This window comes from Shewanella bicestrii (genome assembly GCF_002216875.1).
Taxonomy (GTDB): domain Bacteria; phylum Pseudomonadota; class Gammaproteobacteria; order Enterobacterales; family Shewanellaceae; genus Shewanella; species Shewanella seohaensis.
In genome coordinates, this window is record NZ_CP022358.1 from 2,821,238 (window position 1) to 2,840,155 (window position 18,918).

16 protein-coding genes are annotated in these 18,918 nt (G+C 48.5%); 4 read left to right on the forward strand and 12 right to left on the reverse strand.

The window, feature by feature from the left end; all coding sequences use genetic code 11:
- Nucleotides 1-47: 47 nt before the first annotated feature.
- Both CF168_RS12225 and yqfB read right to left on the reverse strand, forming a co-directional pair.
- Nucleotides 48-1,142, reverse strand: coding sequence for a hypothetical protein (locus CF168_RS12225; RefSeq protein WP_086904040.1), 1,095 nt, complete (start codon nucleotides 1,140-1,142; stop codon nucleotides 48-50).
- A gap of 30 nt (nucleotides 1,143-1,172) precedes the next feature.
- Nucleotides 1,173-1,484 (reverse strand): N(4)-acetylcytidine aminohydrolase, encoded by a 312-nt coding sequence (gene yqfB, locus CF168_RS12230; RefSeq protein ID WP_086904039.1) that lies wholly within the window; start codon nucleotides 1,482-1,484, stop codon nucleotides 1,173-1,175.
- Nucleotides 1,485-1,791: 307 nt separating this feature from the next.
- On the opposite strand from yqfB, the gene CF168_RS12235 reads away from it, so the two are divergent.
- On the forward strand, nucleotides 1,792-2,010 hold the full coding sequence (locus CF168_RS12235) for a DUF2986 domain-containing protein (RefSeq protein ID WP_086904038.1): 219 nt from the start codon (nucleotides 1,792-1,794) through the stop codon (nucleotides 2,008-2,010).
- Between the two features lie 156 nt (nucleotides 2,011-2,166).
- Here CF168_RS12235 and CF168_RS12240 read toward each other — a convergent pair whose 3' ends face one another.
- Both CF168_RS12240 and CF168_RS12245 read right to left on the reverse strand, forming a co-directional pair.
- Nucleotides 2,167-3,729: an MATE family efflux transporter gene (locus CF168_RS12240; RefSeq protein ID WP_089068007.1), complete on the reverse strand. Its 1,563-nt coding sequence runs from the start codon at nucleotides 3,727-3,729 to the stop codon at nucleotides 2,167-2,169.
- 331 nt (nucleotides 3,730-4,060) lie between these two features.
- Nucleotides 4,061-4,972: an AraC family transcriptional regulator gene (locus CF168_RS12245; protein ID WP_240520024.1), complete on the reverse strand. Its 912-nt coding sequence runs from the start codon at nucleotides 4,970-4,972 to the stop codon at nucleotides 4,061-4,063.
- Nucleotides 4,973-5,171: 199 nt separating this feature from the next.
- On the opposite strand from CF168_RS12245, the gene CF168_RS12250 reads away from it, so the two are divergent.
- Together CF168_RS12250 and CF168_RS12255 are read left to right on the forward strand one after the other, a co-directional pair.
- Nucleotides 5,172-5,699, forward strand: coding sequence for a (R)-mandelonitrile lyase (locus CF168_RS12250; RefSeq protein WP_206191644.1), 528 nt, complete (start codon nucleotides 5,172-5,174; stop codon nucleotides 5,697-5,699).
- Nucleotides 5,700-5,795: 96 nt separating this feature from the next.
- The gene (locus CF168_RS12255; RefSeq protein WP_167373630.1) at nucleotides 5,796-6,182 is read left to right on the forward strand and encodes a cyclophilin-like fold protein; all 387 of its coding nucleotides are present in this window, start codon (nucleotides 5,796-5,798) and stop codon (nucleotides 6,180-6,182) included.
- Nucleotides 6,183-6,275: 93 nt separating this feature from the next.
- On the opposite strand, the gene CF168_RS12260 is transcribed toward CF168_RS12255, so the two are convergent.
- From CF168_RS12260 to CF168_RS12275, 4 genes are all read right to left on the reverse strand, one after another.
- Nucleotides 6,276-6,713 (reverse strand): (R)-mandelonitrile lyase, encoded by a 438-nt coding sequence (locus CF168_RS12260; protein WP_089068008.1) that lies wholly within the window; start codon nucleotides 6,711-6,713, stop codon nucleotides 6,276-6,278.
- A gap of 106 nt (nucleotides 6,714-6,819) precedes the next feature.
- Nucleotides 6,820-7,866, reverse strand: coding sequence for an NAD(P)-dependent alcohol dehydrogenase (locus CF168_RS12265; protein ID WP_089068009.1), 1,047 nt, complete (start codon nucleotides 7,864-7,866; stop codon nucleotides 6,820-6,822).
- A 94-nt stretch (nucleotides 7,867-7,960) separates the two neighbouring features.
- Entirely contained in the window at nucleotides 7,961-8,878 is a 918-nt protein-coding gene (locus CF168_RS12270; protein ID WP_240520025.1) for an alpha/beta hydrolase, read from the reverse strand.
- A gap of 495 nt (nucleotides 8,879-9,373) precedes the next feature.
- Nucleotides 9,374-10,624 (reverse strand): MFS transporter, encoded by a 1,251-nt coding sequence (locus CF168_RS12275; RefSeq protein WP_089068010.1) that lies wholly within the window; start codon nucleotides 10,622-10,624, stop codon nucleotides 9,374-9,376.
- A 274-nt stretch (nucleotides 10,625-10,898) separates the two neighbouring features.
- On the opposite strand from CF168_RS12275, the gene CF168_RS12280 reads away from it, so the two are divergent.
- On the forward strand, nucleotides 10,899-11,780 hold the full coding sequence (locus tag CF168_RS12280) for a LysR family transcriptional regulator (RefSeq protein ID WP_011622400.1): 882 nt from the start codon (nucleotides 10,899-10,901) through the stop codon (nucleotides 11,778-11,780).
- An 85-nt stretch (nucleotides 11,781-11,865) separates the two neighbouring features.
- Here CF168_RS12280 and CF168_RS12285 read toward each other — a convergent pair whose 3' ends face one another.
- From CF168_RS12285 to CF168_RS12300, 4 genes are all read right to left on the reverse strand, one after another.
- Entirely contained in the window at nucleotides 11,866-15,768 is a 3,903-nt protein-coding gene (locus CF168_RS12285) for a S8 family serine peptidase (RefSeq protein WP_089068011.1), read from the reverse strand.
- A gap of 688 nt (nucleotides 15,769-16,456) precedes the next feature.
- A complete protein-coding gene (locus CF168_RS12290) occupies nucleotides 16,457-16,861 on the reverse strand; it encodes a YbaY family lipoprotein (RefSeq protein ID WP_089068012.1) in 405 nt (134 codons plus the stop codon).
- 1 nt (nucleotide 16,862) lies between these two features.
- On the reverse strand, nucleotides 16,863-17,729 hold the full coding sequence (tesB, locus tag CF168_RS12295; RefSeq protein WP_023265842.1) for an acyl-CoA thioesterase II: 867 nt from the start codon (nucleotides 17,727-17,729) through the stop codon (nucleotides 16,863-16,865).
- 114 nt (nucleotides 17,730-17,843) lie between these two features.
- Nucleotides 17,844-18,797 (reverse strand): SDR family NAD(P)-dependent oxidoreductase, encoded by a 954-nt coding sequence (locus CF168_RS12300; RefSeq protein ID WP_089068013.1) that lies wholly within the window; start codon nucleotides 18,795-18,797, stop codon nucleotides 17,844-17,846.
- Between the last annotated feature and the right edge of the window lie 121 nt (nucleotides 18,798-18,918).

Genomic DNA, 18,918 nt, shown 5'->3' on the forward strand with positions numbered 1-18,918 from the left:
TTTTTAAAAAGAAAGGCTGCAATTGCAGCCTTTCTTTTTAGATAAATCTACTGCCTTAAGGGAGCGACAATCACCTTCCCTTGCGCAGTTTGTGCTCCTCTGAAAAAATCAGTTCCATTGAGAGATAACAAAATACCTTTTGTATAATCATCCCCTAAACGATACCAACGACGCTCGCCTGCGGTATTCGAGAAAGAACGGAAAGCAATGGGAAACATTTTTCCCTTTGAAAAATCTGTTTGCTCCGCAACATCATAAGCAAACATATTAAATACTTCCTGAACCCCTTCTTCTAGATATTTACGCAATTGCAGACCATCGTCCGCGAGCCAAATCTTAGCCTGTTTTGCCGCTAGCGCTTGTTCGTCCAAAGGCTCATTTACTGCAGCCAAGGCTTTATCACGTTTTTTTATTTCCCTTAAACGTTCACGCGTACCATCGGGCAATTTGGCGTACTTAGCATTCACTTGAGCAAGATATTCCTGCTTTTCTTCCTCTGTGCGGAACCTATCAACATAGCGATTGGATTTTGACTGATATAGGAACCGATTTTGGTAAAGCAGCTGTGGCTTTGCCCCTTTCGCTGCACCTTGATACATTTGCACCTGTAACATGACATGCAACATAGTGTTATCAGGTGTTAAGCTATATTCTGGCGTGAGGATCAATGCAATATCCTCAGGACCTAATCCTAATCCTTTCACGCCCTTTGAAGGCCATTCATCGTAAACCTTCACAGGATTATCGGCGAGTTGAGGTAGGGTCGTTATTAGCATTTGATACTGTTTTTCATACGCTTTTTTTAAAGTATCTCCTGCCAGCAGCTCTCTAATTTTGACAATTGCCTCTTCAGCATCGGACTCTCGGGACTCGTTAATTGCCACCTCTGTCAAACCTACAATTAATCCACCAAGTGCACCTGCTGTGACACCCGCAGCGCTCAATGTACCACCGGACGCACCATAGAGATGATATTGTGCACCTAATTGTTTACTTGATAAATCAACCACTAACTTCGCATCGTCAAGTTTTTCTTGATGATTGGTATCAAGGTTTACCTTATAGGGGGCGATGCTACAAGCCGATAAGGTACTCACGGCTAACATCAACATTAAGGGCACCTTCAACGTTAAGACTTTCATTCCAACTCCTTGTAAATAATATTTTTATTTTTATCGAACAACACAAAAGCGAATTTGAAATAACTGCTCAAGGCCGGGATAAATCTCTTGGATCACTCGGCGCAGCTCTGGCAGCGTCATATTCTCCTGCGCTGCATGTTGCTCTGTCAGCGCAGAAAACAACACAGGCACAACCTCAATGACCTTGATATCACAAAACCAACGGTCAGCTTCAAAGGTCGATACTGGCAAAATTTGTCCGGCGAACACATGGGACTCGGCTTCATCCCTTAAGGTAATGGTCTTAGCTCCCGATAAAATGTCCGGCTCGAAACGCTCAAAGAAAGTGATTTTGGTTAACAAAGCGCCTCCATAACAAACACTCACGTAGTATGCGGAACTTAACGACTGTTAAATCTGCATTTATTTACTTAAACCGTTTAAAGGTCAATACTTTACTGGTCGTCAATATAGCGGTTATGGCCATGGGTGAACAGTACGGTAAACAAAATAACTCATACTTTAGCGCGATAATATCCAGCTAAAACTTAGCCACCATCCTCTTAGGCAACAGCAAAACATGGAGAGATTGGCAATATTCAGTTAGAATCCAGCTTTAATTGAGCCACTGGACTCAGCCTGTATAGGCAAAAACCGAATTAGAGATGTTATGAACAAGAAGCAAAAGATCGTTAAGAAGATGGCTAAGCGCGAAAAAGCCAAACAAAACAAAATCGAGAAACCCAAAGTGGGTGCAAAACCGCGTTATATTTCTAAAGCGGAGCGCGCGCGTCTCGAAGCCGAAACGCCAGAAGCTGTGGCTTTAGAAGTAGCGCAAGAGATCGCAGGTGCCGACGCTTCAAGTGCGGAAGATAAGGCTGCGAGCTAAGCCGCTTTGTGTCGTGACGCTCAGAATGTTCTTACTCGCATAAAACGCTTTCCCGTGAATGCGGATATGCCAAACATAAAGGCCACTTTTCAGTGGCCTTTATGTTTTATCAGTTTTTATGACTCTTTATGATTACCAAGATGGTTATCTAAGGCGTTACGGCGTATTGGGTTTTGCTTTATCAAAATCCACCGCAGCCGTTGCCGCCTCGCATTCCTGCTCTTCGGTCAATTGGCCCATTTGTACATGGGAGGATGAAAACGGACTCGTAGATGAAGGCAGATTTTGGCCAACACAATTAGCAATTTCTTCCTCATCCCCCGCCAGCAGTTGCTGGCACTTGGCCTGCGCCTCTTCGGTATCGCTCCCCAAGGGCTGTGCTGCGTTCACGCGGCTTGCCAGTGCGACTTTATCGACTAATCGATAGGCCACCCATACACCCATGATCCCAAACAGAATCGAGCCCAATACTTGGCCGATTAACACACCGTATACCCCGCCCCACTGAGCGCCAAAATACACAAATGGCACAGTGCCTAATGTGGCTTTACCGACGTTAAACAGGGTGGAATATTTGGCTTTGCCCAGATTATTAAACGAAGCATTGGCCACAAATAAAATGCCAGAGAAGGTAAAAAACACCGCGATGTAGCTACAGAAAAACTCGATAAGCGCCGCGCTATCACCTTTCATATCGAACAGGCTCACCACCTGCGATTTGAGCAAGAACAGTAGCAGCGACATCACTACCACATACAAGGTACAAAATTGAATCGCCTTGGTTAAACTTTCGCGCACCCGGTCGAATCGGCCCGCCCCAAAGTTTTGCCCAACAATCGGCCCAATGGCGCCGGATAACGCAAAAATCATCCCAAAGGTGACCGGGACTAACCTGCCAAGCACCGCCCAACCGGCCACATAGGCATCACCAAAATCCGCAATCGCGCGGGTCACAAAGGCGTTACCAATGGGCGTAGCGATATTCGTCAGCATGGCAGGCCCGGCTATGGCGAAAATCGGTTTGAGATCGGCAACAAAATAGCTGAAGTTAAATTTGCCCAGCAGTTGATGTTTTACCACTACACCGCGCCCGGCAATGATAAAGACCGCGATACGGGCAAGCACCGACGCCAGTGCCGCGCCTTCAATCCCCATGGCAAACAGGAAAATAAAAATCGGATCCAGCACCGCATTAACGCCGCCGCCCGCTAAGGTCGACATCATCGACAGCTTCGCATCCCCAACGGCACGCAGCGCGCCGCCAAGGGCCATCGCAAGGCAAATAAAGGGTAAAGAAGGCACCAAAATGTACAGATAACTCTCGGCAAGTTCCGCGGTATGGCCGCTCGCCCCTACCAAAGTCACTAATTCGGGGATAAAACAGGTCACCACCACACTCACAAAAAGGCTGATTAAGGTGGTCACCGCCGCACTATTGAGCAAGAGGCGTTTAGCCAGCTCCACATCCTTTGCACCAATCGAGCGGGAAACTAACGCCCCGAGCGCAATCGACAGGCCGATACCGATAGAGGTCGTAAAAAACGAAATACTGCCCGCATAGCCCACCGCCGCGGCCAGTTCATGTTCGCCGAGTAAACTTAAGAAGAAAATATCGAGTAAATCGACCACAAATAAGGCAGAAATCCCCACGGCGGCGGTCGAACTCATCACGAGGATATGACGAAGAATCGAACCTTCAACGAATTTGGCTTGGGTCATGGGGTTGTTTTACCTTGATCTATTGGATGGACTGACATCAAATCCAGTCTGCGGCTCTCGCCACTTAAGCAGTCTCTTGAGTAAGTAAGCCTACCATGAGGCAGCGCACATAATAAATCATTTAAACGATTTCGTTTGTTACGAATAACTTACACACTCAGGCCTTTGCTCTCACAATCAGCCTGTTTGGTACGACTGACTCCAAGCCATGTAACCCAGTCGTGCTTAAACCAAATCACTCACTCCAAACCACTTAAGCCCAATCACTTATTCCACATCCGTGGCTCTAGGTTATCGTGTCTAGCTTACTTGCTTAGCTTACTTGCTTAGCTTAGGTCGATGATAACCAGTGGATATCGACATCTCGTTTGGGGGAATTGCCAAACAGACGCGAGTATTCGCGGGAAAATTGCGATGGACTCTCATAGCCGACACGATAGGCGGCTGCGGCGGCATCTATGCTCTCGCTTAACATCAATCGGCGAGCCTCCATCAAACGTAACCGTTTTTGATATTGCAGCGGACTCATCGAGGTCAATTGGCGAAAATGATGGTGAAAGGTCGATTTACTCATTCGGGTCATATCGGCTAAATCATCAATGCTAAAATGCTGGGCAAAATTCACCTTCAGCCATTCGATAGAATGGGCGATGCGTAAACCATGGCTGCCCGCCGAGACTATTTGTCTTAAGCGCGCGCCCTGCTCACTGATAAGCACACGCCAGTAAATCTCTCTTTTAATCATAGGCGCGAGCACAGGAATCGACTCAGGCTCATCGAGTAAGGCGACTAACCGGCTGAAAGCATTCAACAAGTTTGGGGTGGAATGGCCTAAAATCATACCTTGATCGGTAACCGTATCCTTTTGCCTCGCCAAGGGCGTTTGCAACATTAAGTCACTCATCACCGCCAAATCGAGTTTTAGCACAACACCGAGGTAAGGTTTTTCAGCACTTGCCTCTAACACTTGCATGGTGGCGGGTAACTCTAAAGAAGTGATTAAGAATCGACTCGGATCGTAGATCAATACTTGCTCTCCCAAGGTCATGCTCTTCGTCCCTTGCACCACAACCGCAATACTTGGCTCGACAATACAGACCGAATTGGAGGTGGGCGCATTCTGCCGATAAAACTCGAGCCCCTCGACCTCAGACGATGCCCATTCGACGCCAAGGGTTCTTTTGGCCACATTGTCGGCAAGCCCTTGGGATAAACAGGCCATCATTTCTTCATCTTGCATCATTCGTTTTCCTCCAGTATCGCAAGGTATTAGTCCTTCTAATTTATCTTACTCGCAACTTATCGCGTTAGCATACGAAATGCCTAACTCTTGGAGAATTAGGCAAGCATTACCGACGAATGAACTACCCTGCGCGCCTGCAAGCGGCAAGAATAAAGGATCCGAATAAGTGATTTTTTAGCCATTGAATAAGGATGAATCGATGAAACCCATGCATTTTGGATTAGGCTCCCTGCTATTGTTAACGCTTGGCGTTCAGGCAGCTGAGTCAGTGCCAGCATCAGTGCCTGTATCAGGGACAAAGCCTAAAACCGTGATAGCTGCTGAGCAAATCAGTATTGCCCGCAATGGCACTCAACTCCCTGTGACAGGGCTCGAAGACTATTTTACCGGCCCAGTGCGCGTTGAGCCTTTATTCCAAGCCAAGGGCGAAGGTCGCGCATCTGGCGCCTTAGTCACCTTTGAGCCGGGCAGTCGCACCCATTGGCATACTCATCCCGTGGGGCAAACCTTAATCGTCACCTCTGGAATGGGTTGGGTACAGCAAGAAGGCCAAACACGCCTTGAAATTCACCCTGGGGATGTGGTGCAGATCCCTGCGAATGTCAAACATTGGCATGGCGCGACGAGCAACACGCCCATGACGCATATCGCCCTACAAGAAGCCAACGCGGGTAAGGTGGTCACATGGCTAGAAAGTGTCTCCCCAGCACAATACGACAAGCCCTGAATGAAGCTTAGCGACTCTTCGCCAAAGCAAGCTAAACCAAAGCAAGTTAAACCAAATCAAGCTAAAAACGCCATGACACAATCTAGGGAGACTTCGATGAACATTAGTGTGACCGCAAACGGTAAAGCGTATCGATTTACCCTCCTCGATAATCCAACGGCAAAGGATTTCTACGCCAGCTTACCCCTAAAGCTAACGCTTAAGGACTATGGCAATACAGAAAAAATCGCCATGCTCGAGCAAAAGCTCACCAAAACGCAGGCCCCCAAAGGCACCAGCGCTAAGCGTGGCGATATCACCTATTATGCCCCTTGGGGTAACTTAGCTCTGTTTTATAGGGACTATGGGTATGCCGATGGCTTAATACCGCTCGGCACTCTTAGTAACGAGACGAGTAAAGAGATGAGCAAAGCAATGAGTGAAGAATTTGTCGAACTGCTTAGCGGCAACGATCTCGATGTGGTGTTCGATAAACAGCCCTAACCATCAAAAGCACAACATCAAAAGCAAAAAAGGCGACACTGAGTTCGCCTTTTTATTTTGTTTTAATGTCGTGCACTTGCGCCAGTGATTAAGTTACTCGCCGACACTGCCGCCATTTAAGTACACAGTATCAGTAACGAGTTCAAACCAATCGACCGGTTTACCATCAAGCGCCTCTTGAACGGCCACATGCTGCATGGAAGATGATGCTGTTGCACCATGCCAATGGCGCTTACCACAATTACACCAAATCAAATCCCCTGGGCGAATGGTGGTGCGCTCCCCCCCTTCACACTGGGTCCAGCCTTCACCTTGGGTGACCAATAGCATTTGCCCGAGTGGATGGCTATGCCAATGGGTTCGCGCGCCCGCGGAAAAGTTCACTACGGCCATACCCACCCGCGCTGGTGGCGGCGCATTAAATAAGCTGCTGATCACCACCTCACCGGTAAACCATTCACTCGGTCCTTTAATCGGTTGTTGTGATCCCGCGGGGATCAGTGTCATGGATGCTGTTTCTAAGCTATTCATCAAAAACTCCTTTGCTAACGTTGTCTTAAGCTGATTTAAAACTGATGGCGGCATGTGGAATGGTCCGCAAACCGCCCTTTTAACAAATGAAATAATCTTCTTAAGCCTAGAAGGAAGATGCCTGCATATCGATCACAAATCGGTAATGCACGTCGGATTTCTCCAGACGCTCGAAGGCTTCATTAATCTGCTCCATTTTGATCATCTCGACCTCTGGCAAAATGTTCATTCGGCCGCAAAAATCGAGCATCTCTTGAGTCTCGGCAATGCCACCAATGAGTGAGGCGGCAATACGGCGACGTCCCATCACCATAGGCACAGTATTCACTTCGGCAATCGGTCCCACTTGACCGACTAAGGTGAGCGTGCCATCCACATTCAATAATGGCAGGTATGGGGTAATGTCATGCTTTGTTGGCACTGTATCGATGATAAGCTCGAAGCGATTGGCGGCTTGCTGCATGCGCTCAAGATCTGAAGAGATCAAAAAGTCACTCGCACCGAGTTCGAGCGCATCGCTACGCTTACTTTCCGAGCGGCTCAGTACAGTCACATGGGCGCCCATCGCGGCCGCAAGTTTGATCGCCATATGGCCTAAACCGCCCATACCAATAACAGTAACTTGACTGCCAGGCCCAACCTTCCAAGTTCTTAACGGCGAATAGGTGGTGATCCCCGCACAGAGTAAGGGCGCGACTTTAGCAAGGTCGAGCGATGCCGGAATACTCAGCACAAACTCTTGGCGCACTACGATATGCTTGGCATAGCCGCCCTTGGTAAGCTCTTGGGTATGCCTATCGGCACTGTTGTAGGTTTGGGTAAAACCCTGCTCACAGAATTGCTCTTCACCATGGTGACAGTGGGTACATTCCTGACAACTGTCGACCATACAGCCCACAGCGACATGATCGCCCACCTTGTATTTGTTCACTTGGCAGCCCACTTGCACCACGCGGCCAACGATTTCATGGCCTGGTACAGTAGGATAAACCGTCCAGCCCCAGTCGTTTTTCACTGTGTGTAAATCGCTATGGCAGACGCCGCTATAGAGAATTTCGATCGCGACATCGTTGTCCCGTAATTCACGGCACTCATAGTGATAAGGTTCTAGCGGGCTTTGCGCCGATGCTGCGGCATATCCAATGGTTTGCATATTTCATCCCCTGTGGATTGAGGCAGAAACGTAAAATGACACGCTTCTGCGAGAAATAATCAAGGCCAGCAAAAGCGCTGGCCCGTGAGCTAACTTACAGATATTGAGTGAAAAATTGCGTCAACTTATCGAAGGGGATCAGGTTCACTCTGTCATACAAGTCAACATGGCCAGCACCTTTTACCAGATAGAGTTCTTTAGGCTCCGCCGCTAGGCTGTAGGCTTCTTGGCTAAACTCCAGTGAGTGCGCTTCATCGCCAGCAACAAATAACAAGGGGCGCGGAGAAATAGACTCAATATCGTTAAATGGATAGAAATTCATAAACTTAGTGTTACTGCTCAGGGTCGGATGCGTCGTCAGCTCAGGCGATGATCCCGCTGGCGTAAACTCTCCCCTTGGGGTGCGATAGAAATCATAAAACTCCTTAGCAATGGGGTGAGAGTTTTCATCGATTTCATGGGGCGTGCCGCCGGTGTATTGGGTTTGACCGCCGCTAAACTCCACATAACGCTGCACGGCCGCCTCGGCGATCATGTGTTGGCGCTGCGCTAAGGTCAACGACTTGCCATAGAGATGACGGCTAAATCCGCCCATGTCATACATGCTGACGGTAGCAATGGCTTTCATGCGAGGATCGATTTTCGCGGCGCTAATGGCAAAACTACCGCTGCCACAGATCCCGAGCACGCCAATGCGCTCTCTGTCGGCAAACTCGCTAGTGCCCAGAAAGTCTACCGCAGCGCTAAAGTCTTCAGCGTACATGTCCGGCAGCACGGCATTACGTGGATTGCCCTCACTCTCACCCCAGAAGGATAAGTCGATGGCAAGAGTTACAAAACCACGATCGGCCAGTTGCTGGGCATAGAGCACCGCGCTTTGTTCTTTTACCGCACCCATAGGGTGGCCTACGATAATGGCGGCGCGTTTTTCGCCTGCCTTCATATCCTTAGGCAAATAAAGATTGCCCGTGACATTCATCTTGTATTGATTTGGAAAAGTTACTTTTTGCATAGTCAGGGTTTCACTCCGATAAAATTGTTAGCACCATGGGATAAATCACCATGATGGCCCGATGTTGCCGCAAAGGCCGGTAAGCTTGTATTTATCAACAATGCCGTTATCAGCCATGCCGCCAAAAACTGCGCGCCGTTTGATGCCTTCATATTCAGCCCTTAATAGGGAACAGACATGTCGCTTAAGCGAGATGAGTTAAGTGTCGCGGCAACTCATGCTGAAATTGTCGACAAAATGACCACGATGTTGAAGCCATGAAACTCGTGGTTACTTGCCTAAAACTCCAAAAATGCGGAAATCGCGCAATGAGAGATAAGGAAATGGTTGCCAGATAAGGCAGCAGAAATGTCGCGCTCGACTGTATGTATCGGTTTAACGCGAATACCCGCGAGGGCAAATTAGGTGTACAAAAAGGCCAACGGTAGTCGTTGGCCTAAGCGTTTATCAAATATTAAATCTATGGCGAAGAGCTGCGCCAACCAGCCTAGCAAACTACAGCGTCACGCAGCTCATCTGGGTTTGGTGATAACGCAACCGACCGATAGCTAAGGCGATTAATGCAAGGAGTGTTAATGATCCCATCACCACTCCCTGCCACTCGGCTTTATGCCAAAACAGCATCAGGTAAGGCCCGCCCAGCGCGGCGCCTAAGTAATAGCAACACAAATACAGCGAAGTCGCCTTAGCGCGGTCGCGGCTTGCGCGCATCGCCACAAAGGAGTTGCAGCAGCTGTGGGTTAAGAAGAAGCCACAGGCCGTCATCAAAAAGCCTAGGCTAATCGTGACTGGCGTATCGAACAGGGTCAATAAACTGCCCAGTAACATCAAGCACCAAGACCATTGGTATAACTTGTGCTGACCAAATTTTGCCAGCCACTTGGCGGTAAAATAAGAAGCCACGGTACCACTGGAATAACACAGGAAGATCAACGTCGCTTGGAAACGGCTCCACTCATAAGGCGCGGCCATCAAATGCAGCTGAATAAAGCTAAATTGATTCACCATCATCATAAAAGTGATCCCACCGATGGCATAGGCTAAACGCATTTGCGGATCGGTTAGGTGATGGCTAAAGCCATAAATATCCTGTAATAAACGTGCCCGTTTTGACAGTGTTGGCGAGGTGGTTTGTCCGCCCGATACCGCCTGCGCATCGGCGCCTGAAGGCAATAAATAACTGGTTAAGGCAACGCCCGCAAGCGTGACTAAAAACAGCAGCCACATGGACTCTTGCCAAGATAAAAACTGCGACATCACCCCGCCCAGTAACCGACCGACAATCCCGCCGATACTGTTGGCCATGATATAAATACCCGCGGCTTTGAGCATAGTGCTTGGCGAGAGTTGCTCCTTAAAATAGGCCATGGCAATGGCGGGCACCGCCGCTAACAGCACGCCCTGTAAAAAGCGGACGTAGACAAGAGCATTAAAATCCCCAGCCCAAATCAACAGCAGATTCGACAGCACCAGTAGCCAGAGACTCACGACAATCGGCGTGTGGCGGCCAATTCTGTCGGATACAACCGCATAAATTAACAGCGAAAACGCCAGCGAAAAGCTGGTGACCGAAAGGATAAGCGTAGCCTTAGAGCCAGATACCGCAAAATGCTCGGCGATCAGCGGTAACATACCCTGCATCAAATACAGATTGATATACACCACCACGGAAGCCACACACAGGGCCCACATCAGTCGGGTATCACGTTGTTTACTGTCGATAATAGTGTCTAACACGGCTTGCACTTTTGGCCTCGATAACGCATCACTCTCAGGATAGACAAAGATTAGCACTGGGCATAACATAACAATAATAGATAATTTATATTGAAATTATTGATTTTTGTTATAGCTAACAATTGCGATACGCCCTGTTATCGGTCAAACCATGCGAGATACGACAGGACTGGGTTGTGGCACATTGTTAATGCCCTTAAAGCACTGTGCCCTCAAGCATAAGTAGAATCGTGCATAAGTGCCCTTGAGCATAAGTACCATCCAGCATAAAAGACGAATCATCATGGACATACGCCAACTTAAACATTTAGATGCACTGGCCAATACCGGCAGTTTTACCGCCGCGGCCAAGAAGCTCAATATGGCGCAACCTGCCCTAAGCCAAAGCATTAAACGGCTCGAGCAGTCGCTTGGGGTGACACTGATTAATCGCACCAGCAATAAGAATGACAAGCACCTCGCGCTCACCGCCGAAGGCTTAGTACTGCATCAACATGCCACTTTGATCCTAAAACAAATCAAACAGGCCGAAGCGCAAATCCGCGCCATGGCGAATCTCACCTCAGGGGAAGTTAGGATCGCGGTGCCTGGCATGCTGGGCTCCTTCTATCTGCCCTCTCGACTTATGGCCTTTCGCCATCAATATCCCGAGCTAAAGCTGTCACTGTTTGAAGGCGGTACCCGTGACGCGCTACGGATGTTACAGCAGGAAGAAGTGGATATCGCCATCATTACCGCCCAAGATTTACAGAGTGACTTCGATAGCCAATTGTTGATCCGTGAGCAGATGGTGATCGCCATGGGCGCCGAGCACCCGCTCGCCGATCATCCTGCCGTCAGCCTCAACGACTTCTTTGACCATGAATTAGTGATGTTTAAAACTGGCTATTTCCACCGGGAATGGATCCTCTCTCAAGCCAAAGAATTGGGTAAAAAGCCCAATATTGCCTTTGAGACTAACCTGATTAACTTAATTAAACAGATTGTCTCCCAGGGATTTGGGATCACTAGCGTGCTCGAAATGGCCATCAGCCCAAAAGACGACATTCTCGCCAAACCCTTTGACCCACCGGTGTTTTTAAATCTGCATATCGCGTGGAAAAAGCAGCGCCCCGTCAGCCAAGCCGACCGCGCCTTTGTGGAATTTTTAATGAAAAACCGTTAACGCAAAGCAATAAAAAGGGCCGATTGCTCGGCCCTTTTAATGCGTCACCTAACGCTTAAGTTGAAATCATTTAACTCATCGCAAATTAACGCTGTTTACGGCGACCAAAGGCAAATGGCAGCAGTAATAAACTTAACCAGCCTAAAGCACCACCGTCACCCTTCTTCGGCGGAGTATCGGTAATCGATACCGACACTAAGCTCGAATCGCTGTTGCCGTGGTTATCGGATACCGTCAGTTGGAATGACACGGTTTGAGCCGCACCATTCACACTTGGCGCCACTAAGTTTAATTTGGCCGCTGCGGGATCAAAATTAAAGCTGGTGCCACCTAACTGAGTCCACTTGTAGGTCAGCGGATCATTGTTCGCATCCGATGATTTGCTCGCATCGATAAACAGCGGCTTACCTTCTTGGACTGTGGTTGGCGCGTCAACCTTAGCAACTGGCGCCACTTCAGACACATCAAACAGGTAACTTTGAGTCAGGGTTTCTGACGAGGCATTGTTGACCTTGTTTGTCAGACTTAACTGATTATCGACACTCGCCTTGCGTGGAACCAACTCAAAGCTGATGTCTTTCGCGTCAGCGCCCGATGGCATCTCGACCGTCCAAGTGATCTTATTACCATCTTGCTTACCGTCATGGCTGATGTTAGCCACTTCATGGCCTTCAGGCAGCATAGCTTCTAAGTTATACACACGTGTTTCTTGGGTTCTGTTGGCTTCGATGCGGGATTTCATCACCTTAGCCACGCCCGGTGTCAACTGACCACTTAGCGCATTGCCCAGAGGCGATAGCACATCATCACCGACACGTTCAAAGATAACGGGTAACTTCACTGGCGCCACTTTGTCATCACCCGTGGTGAGGGTCAGCATGGCTAAACCATCGTCACCCACTTTGAGCGCGTCCTTCCACGCCAGCTTGACGTCGAAGTCCTTAGTGTCGCCAGAAAGTGTCGCCGTTAGGTTATCCGCTGCGGTTTCATTGTTGTAGAAGGTCAATTGTTTCAAACCAAACACGTCATCGGCCGTCGCGGATGAGGCGCTGTAGTTTTGCACAATCACATAGTAACTGCCATTCACCGGATTATTGAGTAAGACACTTTCCTCTGAACCGTCTTTAGCCGATGAACCCACTCGCACAAGTTTGCTGCCATCGTTTTTATCGAGCAGCACATACATATCGAGATCAGGCGATGTGGTGTAACTAATTGAGGTACGGAAGAACAGTGCATTCTCATTCACGTCAAACTTAAACACTTTGACGCCATCGGCGAGATCATCAGTGTATGAGGCATTGTTTGAGTCTTGCTTCACGCTTGACTCAATGGTTTGGCTCAGCTTAAGGCCCGTCACTTCGGCGCCCACGCTGGCAAAATCTACCGCCTTTAAGCCTTCAAGATTGATTTCATCCGCATTACGGGTCGCTTCAATGTTCACTAAATTGGGCAGGTTACGCTTACCAATCTTAGCGGCAATCGGCATAGTCGCCGTTGGGAAGCTTGCCGACTCGAGCACTAAGTTGCCAAAGCCCCAATCTGCGCCCACTTGCGTCACATCGGCGGTCACGGTAATGGTTTGGCTCGCGCCTTTTTTCAGGGTAAAGCTTTCTGGCGACACTGTTAATGCTAACTTATCGGTCACCGCTTGGCCCTTCGCCGTCCAACTACCATCTTGGGTTGCAGTTACGGTGCGGGTCCAAGTACAGGTATTCACGCAGCGAGAATCGGCCATGCTGGGCACGTTTAACTTACGTGGGTCGCCGTTCACGACTGGGTTGGCTATTTCATAGTTCAGGGCACTTTCGTCCATCACTAAACCCGTTTTAGCCGCTAAATCCACACGTATACGGCCAGCACCCACGTCGAACGGATCGGCAACGGTTTTAGCATCGGCTTTTTTCATCGCCTGCGCAGTCGTAGCGGTCAGCATTAATGCGGAGCGGATATTGTCCGGTGTCCAATCCTTGTGCAGTGACTTTAACAGCGCGCCCGCACCCGCAACATGGGGGCTTGCCATTGAAGTGCCCGACATTAAGGTAAAGTCGGCAGGATTTGTACCCGATTTATCATGGCCAAATTGCTGATCAGCATAAGCAGCGTAAATGTCCGTACCCGGAGCAGCCACCGAAGGCACAATCACATCATTGGTCGCATTTGGGCCAATCAGTGAACTGGCAGATAACACATCGGCCTCACGGCTAATCGCTTGCGGTGTCGGGGTTAAAGTTAGCTCTACTGCAGGATTGGCGGCCATGGCCTCGAGTAAGGCTACGCCATCGGTATTACCAATAAATACCGCAGGGACATTTAACTTCTCCAATGCCGACATGGTTAAACGCGCATTGCCTTCACCATCGCGGTTGTACACGATAACCGCTTTAGCGCCCGCCGTTAATGCACCCGATACTTTAGTGGCGAAATCACATGAACCGCGTTTGATAACGGCAATTTTGTCTTTAAAGGCATCGGCAGGGAATACTTTACAGCCTTCGACATTGGTCGCATCAACTGCGCCTGCAAATACGGGCAGTCCTTTCACAACGTCGGTTTGCACAGGGCCAGAGCCAGGGGTGAATTCAAAGGTCTTGCCATTAAACTCCAGCTCACGTACCACTTCACGATTGTGAGTCGAGTTAGCCACCGAGGTATACCAAGGTGCGTTTTTAGACGATGAATAAGGCACCTGCGCGATGTTTGCCCGGGTGTTACCCGCCGCAACCGCAGCAAAAATACCCGCATTACGCGCCGCTAAGAAGCCCTGCTCAGTCGCGCTGTTCCATGGATTGCCGCCACCACTGATGGAGAAGTTGATCACGTCCACGCCATCTTTAATCGCATCATCAATCGCCTTTAAAATCGGCGCCGTTGAACAGCCATTGTAAGTATCTTCTTGATCGCCAGGCTTACAGACTTGATAGGCAATAATGTTTGCGTGGGGAGCCACGCCGGACATTTGCGCAAACGTTAAGCCGGTCGGGATCCCCGAACCTTCGAGTTTACCGACTTCTCCCTCAACATAAGGTACATTGAGCAGAATGTTGCCTGCCGCAGTGCTGGCAACGTGGGAGCCATGACCACCGTAATCTTCGCCGTTTTTAGCGGGCGGTGTCGCACCGAAAACCTTTTCATCATCATAGACATCAGTGATTTCAGGGTAGCTGCGCACACCAATCAGCTTGTCGTTACACATGCTGGCAAAATCGGTTTTACAGTCACCAACATAAATCCCTTGACCTAAGGGGTTGGTGTGATCGTAACCATCTTCACCCACATCGGCGAAAGAAGCGTGATCAGAGTTAATCCCTGAGTCGATAATCGCCACAATTACGCCTTCACCCATAGCCTTAGTGCCCGTTGCACTACCGTCCCACACCTTTGGGGAGCCGATCAATGCCTGACTCACATCGGTTTCGAGCTGTTCGACTTTCTCGCGCTCGATATAAACCACTTCAGGTAATTCGGCCAGTTTGATGGCTTGCGCCTGAGTCATACGCACGGCAACACCGTTGATGGCGTATTGGTAAGTGGTCAGCGGCTCAAGACGGGTACCAATGGCCGCGCTGGCACTTGTTAAAAAGCGCTCTTGCTTGACCTTGAGGAAACTGACGTAATTTTTGACTTCAGGTGCGGCGGCATTAAGTTTGACATTACCTGTCTTACCTGTGCTTTTTGCCTGCGAGGTCGACTGTACATGTTGTGGGCTGGTGGCCTTAAAGCCTGGAATATCCCCCTGATAATTCGCGACCGCGCTGTCACGTAATCTCACGATATAGGTATATTCTCCCTCGGCTAAATCTGGCTCAGGAATAAATTTTACATCTTGGTTGTTAACCGCGGTTAATTGACCTCGGGTCGAATCATTTGATAATTCCGCTGGAATATCTAACTGTAACGTTTCACCAGTTGGCGATAATACGGTTTGCGCATTTGCCGCAGCCGACAGCAATGCCATAGACACCGCTAGTGCAATTTTTGTTTTCATGTTCGCTTCCTTCGCTATATTAAAATTACTGCCGAAAGTTCCTTTTTTAATATTTATTCAGTACAGCAATATCATAAAATGACTGTAACTGAGAGAACTTTACCGCAGCGTTTTAACACGCAATGATACATATTGAAACACCTTATTAGCCGAATAATTACCCATAAAATCAATTAATAAGAATAGCGTACCCAATAAACATTCATCGCTTACCGGTTAACGGAATGTAAGCTGGTTTATGCTAAGAAAGGGAGTTTTAGCAAGTGCTTAAAAAGCAAATAAAATTTATTATCACTCATTAATAAATCCTTTTATTAATTGATAATTAACAGTATGAGAAACTGATAAATAAAGATGAAAACGGATCATATTTAAATGAAATAATTTCAAGCAGACATAATTTCTCACAATTAAGGCTGTGATGAGTTAGATAATTTATTGGACAAATAACCGGCATATTATTTAACGAATGTCGTACTTATTTATCTAAGTCACAGTCATACGAAACGCAATGTACGTAATACTCTGTACGAAATACGCAGTATGGCCACCCAATAATTGTAAGACCGCCGGATAATAGAACTGAAAAAATAGCTGGGCAAAAAACAAGCAATAAAAAAGGGGATTAACTCCCCTTTTCGATAAAATGCAATCGCGCATCCTGCCAATAGGCTTTAAAACATTCAGCCTACTGTTCAGTGCGAACCGCTTTCATCAATACTTCAGTGGTGTATTTATCATTGTTAATCACAGGGAAGCGGTCATAGGTTTGAAAAATCACCTTATCCTGATACTTGATCATCGCCACCACGCCGTAATTAATGCGTTTATCGATAGATTTCGCCGGTAATAAGAACTTAAACGGCACAGGCGCCCTAGCGATATTAAAGCTCTTTTGGGCAATGATGACGCCGGGCGTGTTCAAATCGATAATCGCAATGGTAATTTCACTGCCTTGGGGCAGGAGAATTTTTTCCAAATAGCCCGCAGCCCCATTAACCACCACCGGAGGATCGGGTTGAACCGTCACGCAGCCACTTAAGGCAAATGTCACCAGTAAAAATGAAATAAACAACTTTATTTTCATCAACATATTAACTTCCTTTTACCATACGGATCAGCCCCTCTTGAGTCGTCGAGGCGACAAGCTCACCCTGCTGATTAAAAAATTGGCCTCGTACATAACCTCGTCCACCGCTGGCGGTTGGACTGTCGATACTGTAGAGCAACCATTCTCCCATATTAATTGGACGATGGAACCACATAGCATGATCGATTGTTGCCATGCGGATCCCCGGCGTTAAAAACGACACGCCATGGGGCTGAGCCGCCGTGACTAAAAAGTTAAAGTCAGAGGCGTAGGCCAGCAAATACTCGTGAATATGGGCATCCGTTGGCATTGGCCCATTCGCCCTTAGCCACACATAGCGATAGGGTTCGGTTTCTTTGGGCGCGAAGGGATGCAAAGGATTGACTAACCGCATCTCGATCGGCGCGTCTTCCATAAACTTTTCCAGAATGCGCGCAGGCACTTTATCCCTTAAGGTCATCGCCAGCTCGTTTTGATTCAATAATCCTTCAGGACCCGGCACCTCAGGCATTTTGGCCTGATGGTCAAAGCCCGCCTCGGGTTCTTGGAAGGAGCAGGTCATATGAAAAATCGGCCGCCCCTTTTGTATTGCACTCACGCGTCTGGCACTGAAACTGCCGCCATCGCGCATATTTTCCACTTCATAGACTATGGGGAGTTTCTCATCCCCTGCGCGTAAAAAATAAGAGTGTAGCGAATGCACTTTACGCTCGGCTGGCACAGTTTGCTTAGCGGCGCTCAGGGCCTGCCCCATCACTTGGCCACCAAACACATGCCCAAATCCTAAGTCTTGGCTTTGACCACGAAACAGCCCGATTTCAATTTGCTCGAGGGATAATAATGATAAGAGATCGTCTAATACCTGACTCATGGGATCCTACTGAAAATTAGCAACTAATGCCCAAGGGTAACTCAGTTAGACTAGGGCTGACCAGTAGAGAGTCGATAGCTTATTGTATCTTGTGGCTTCTGCACGCCCAAAGCACTACTCAATCTTAATATGATGCTCAAGGGCACTCTGTTTTGACCAAGCCAACACTTTATCTTCGCCGCAGGTATGCAAATTAATCGGAAAGGCATAATGCAACTCGGGCCAGTACTTGACCAGTTTATCGGGTGTACACAGCCCCTCACTAAAATAGATGGACTGAAATTCGGCAAACATCCCATGACTCACACTGCCCGCCCCCGCGAGCAGATGCTGGCCATTAGGTGCGGCACGACTGACTAAAAATGCCATAGTCGCTGTGACCGTATCAAAGGAAAATAGCGGTTGGATCGCTGGGGCTAAGTGTTTATCTGTCATGGCCGTGAGCGCCTGCGGGCACAGGCTATTGATATGGATGTTAAACTGCTCGCCCTCTAAGGAAAGGCTATTCACCATACCGACGAGGGCCATCTTGGCGGCGCTGAACGGAACCTGATGTAAGTCGCCAAACAACGCCGACACCCCAGTGGTCATCAAAATTCGGCCATAGCCATGGGCCTTCATCAGCGGCCACAGGGCTTGGGTAAGATAAAAACTGCCGTTCACATCCACATCAAACTGTCGCTGCCAGTCGGCTTGTTGGATATGCTCGAAGGAGCACGCGCCGTAAACCCCGGCGTTATTGATCAAAATATCCACGCGTTGCCAATCTTGCTGTAGGCGATTCACCATCGCCTTGACGTCATCCTGCTGGCTAACATCCAGTTCAAAATACAGGCATTCGGCCCCGAGCTTTAAAATGGCCTGATGGGTTTGCTGCAGCTCTGCGTTAGTTGCATGAGCTAAGTTAGAAGAGCTAGTTGCCCCCAATGCCTCACCTTGGGATGAACTTCCCTTAGGTTGGTCAACTAATACCAATTTGGCGCCCCGCTCAGCCAACATAATGGCATAGGCTCTCCCTAGCCCAGAGCCTGCTCCCGTTACCAACGCCACTTGATTATCGAAACGCATCCTATCGTATCCTTATCATTGACATTAACGCTAAACGCCACACTAAACCTTTCACCTCACAGCTCTGGTTATTGCAAAAATAGGGGTGAAGTTCATCGGCTTAACCGATGTTTGGCTGTGG

Coding starts and splice junctions, on each gene's coding strand:
- CF168_RS12270 (WP_240520025.1), bottom strand. CDS start 8,878: ATGCAAAAAGTAACTTTTCCAAATCAATACAAGATGAATGTCACGGGC.
- CF168_RS12225 (WP_086904040.1), bottom strand. CDS start 1,142: ATGAAAGTCTTAACGTTGAAGGTGCCCTTAATGTTGATGTTAGCCGTG.
- CF168_RS12235 (WP_086904038.1), top strand. CDS start 1,792: ATGAACAAGAAGCAAAAGATCGTTAAGAAGATGGCTAAGCGCGAAAAA.
- CF168_RS12300 (WP_089068013.1), bottom strand. CDS start 18,797: ATGCGTTTCGATAATCAAGTGGCGTTGGTAACGGGAGCAGGCTCTGGG.
- CF168_RS12245 (WP_240520024.1), bottom strand. CDS start 4,972: ATGATGCAAGATGAAGAAATGATGGCCTGTTTATCCCAAGGGCTTGCC.
- CF168_RS12290 (WP_089068012.1), bottom strand. CDS start 16,861: ATGTTGATGAAAATAAAGTTGTTTATTTCATTTTTACTGGTGACATTT.
- CF168_RS12240 (WP_089068007.1), bottom strand. CDS start 3,729: ATGACCCAAGCCAAATTCGTTGAAGGTTCGATTCTTCGTCATATCCTC.
- CF168_RS12255 (WP_167373630.1), top strand. CDS start 5,796: ATGAACATTAGTGTGACCGCAAACGGTAAAGCGTATCGATTTACCCTC.
- CF168_RS12285 (WP_089068011.1), bottom strand. CDS start 15,768: ATGAAAACAAAAATTGCACTAGCGGTGTCTATGGCATTGCTGTCGGCT.
- tesB (WP_023265842.1), bottom strand. CDS start 17,729: ATGAGTCAGGTATTAGACGATCTCTTATCATTATTATCCCTCGAGCAA.
- CF168_RS12260 (WP_089068008.1), bottom strand. CDS start 6,713: ATGAATAGCTTAGAAACAGCATCCATGACACTGATCCCCGCGGGATCA.
- CF168_RS12265 (WP_089068009.1), bottom strand. CDS start 7,866: ATGCAAACCATTGGATATGCCGCAGCATCGGCGCAAAGCCCGCTAGAA.
- CF168_RS12250 (WP_206191644.1), top strand. CDS start 5,172: ATGAAACCCATGCATTTTGGATTAGGCTCCCTGCTATTGTTAACGCTT.
- CF168_RS12280 (WP_011622400.1), top strand. CDS start 10,899: ATGGACATACGCCAACTTAAACATTTAGATGCACTGGCCAATACCGGC.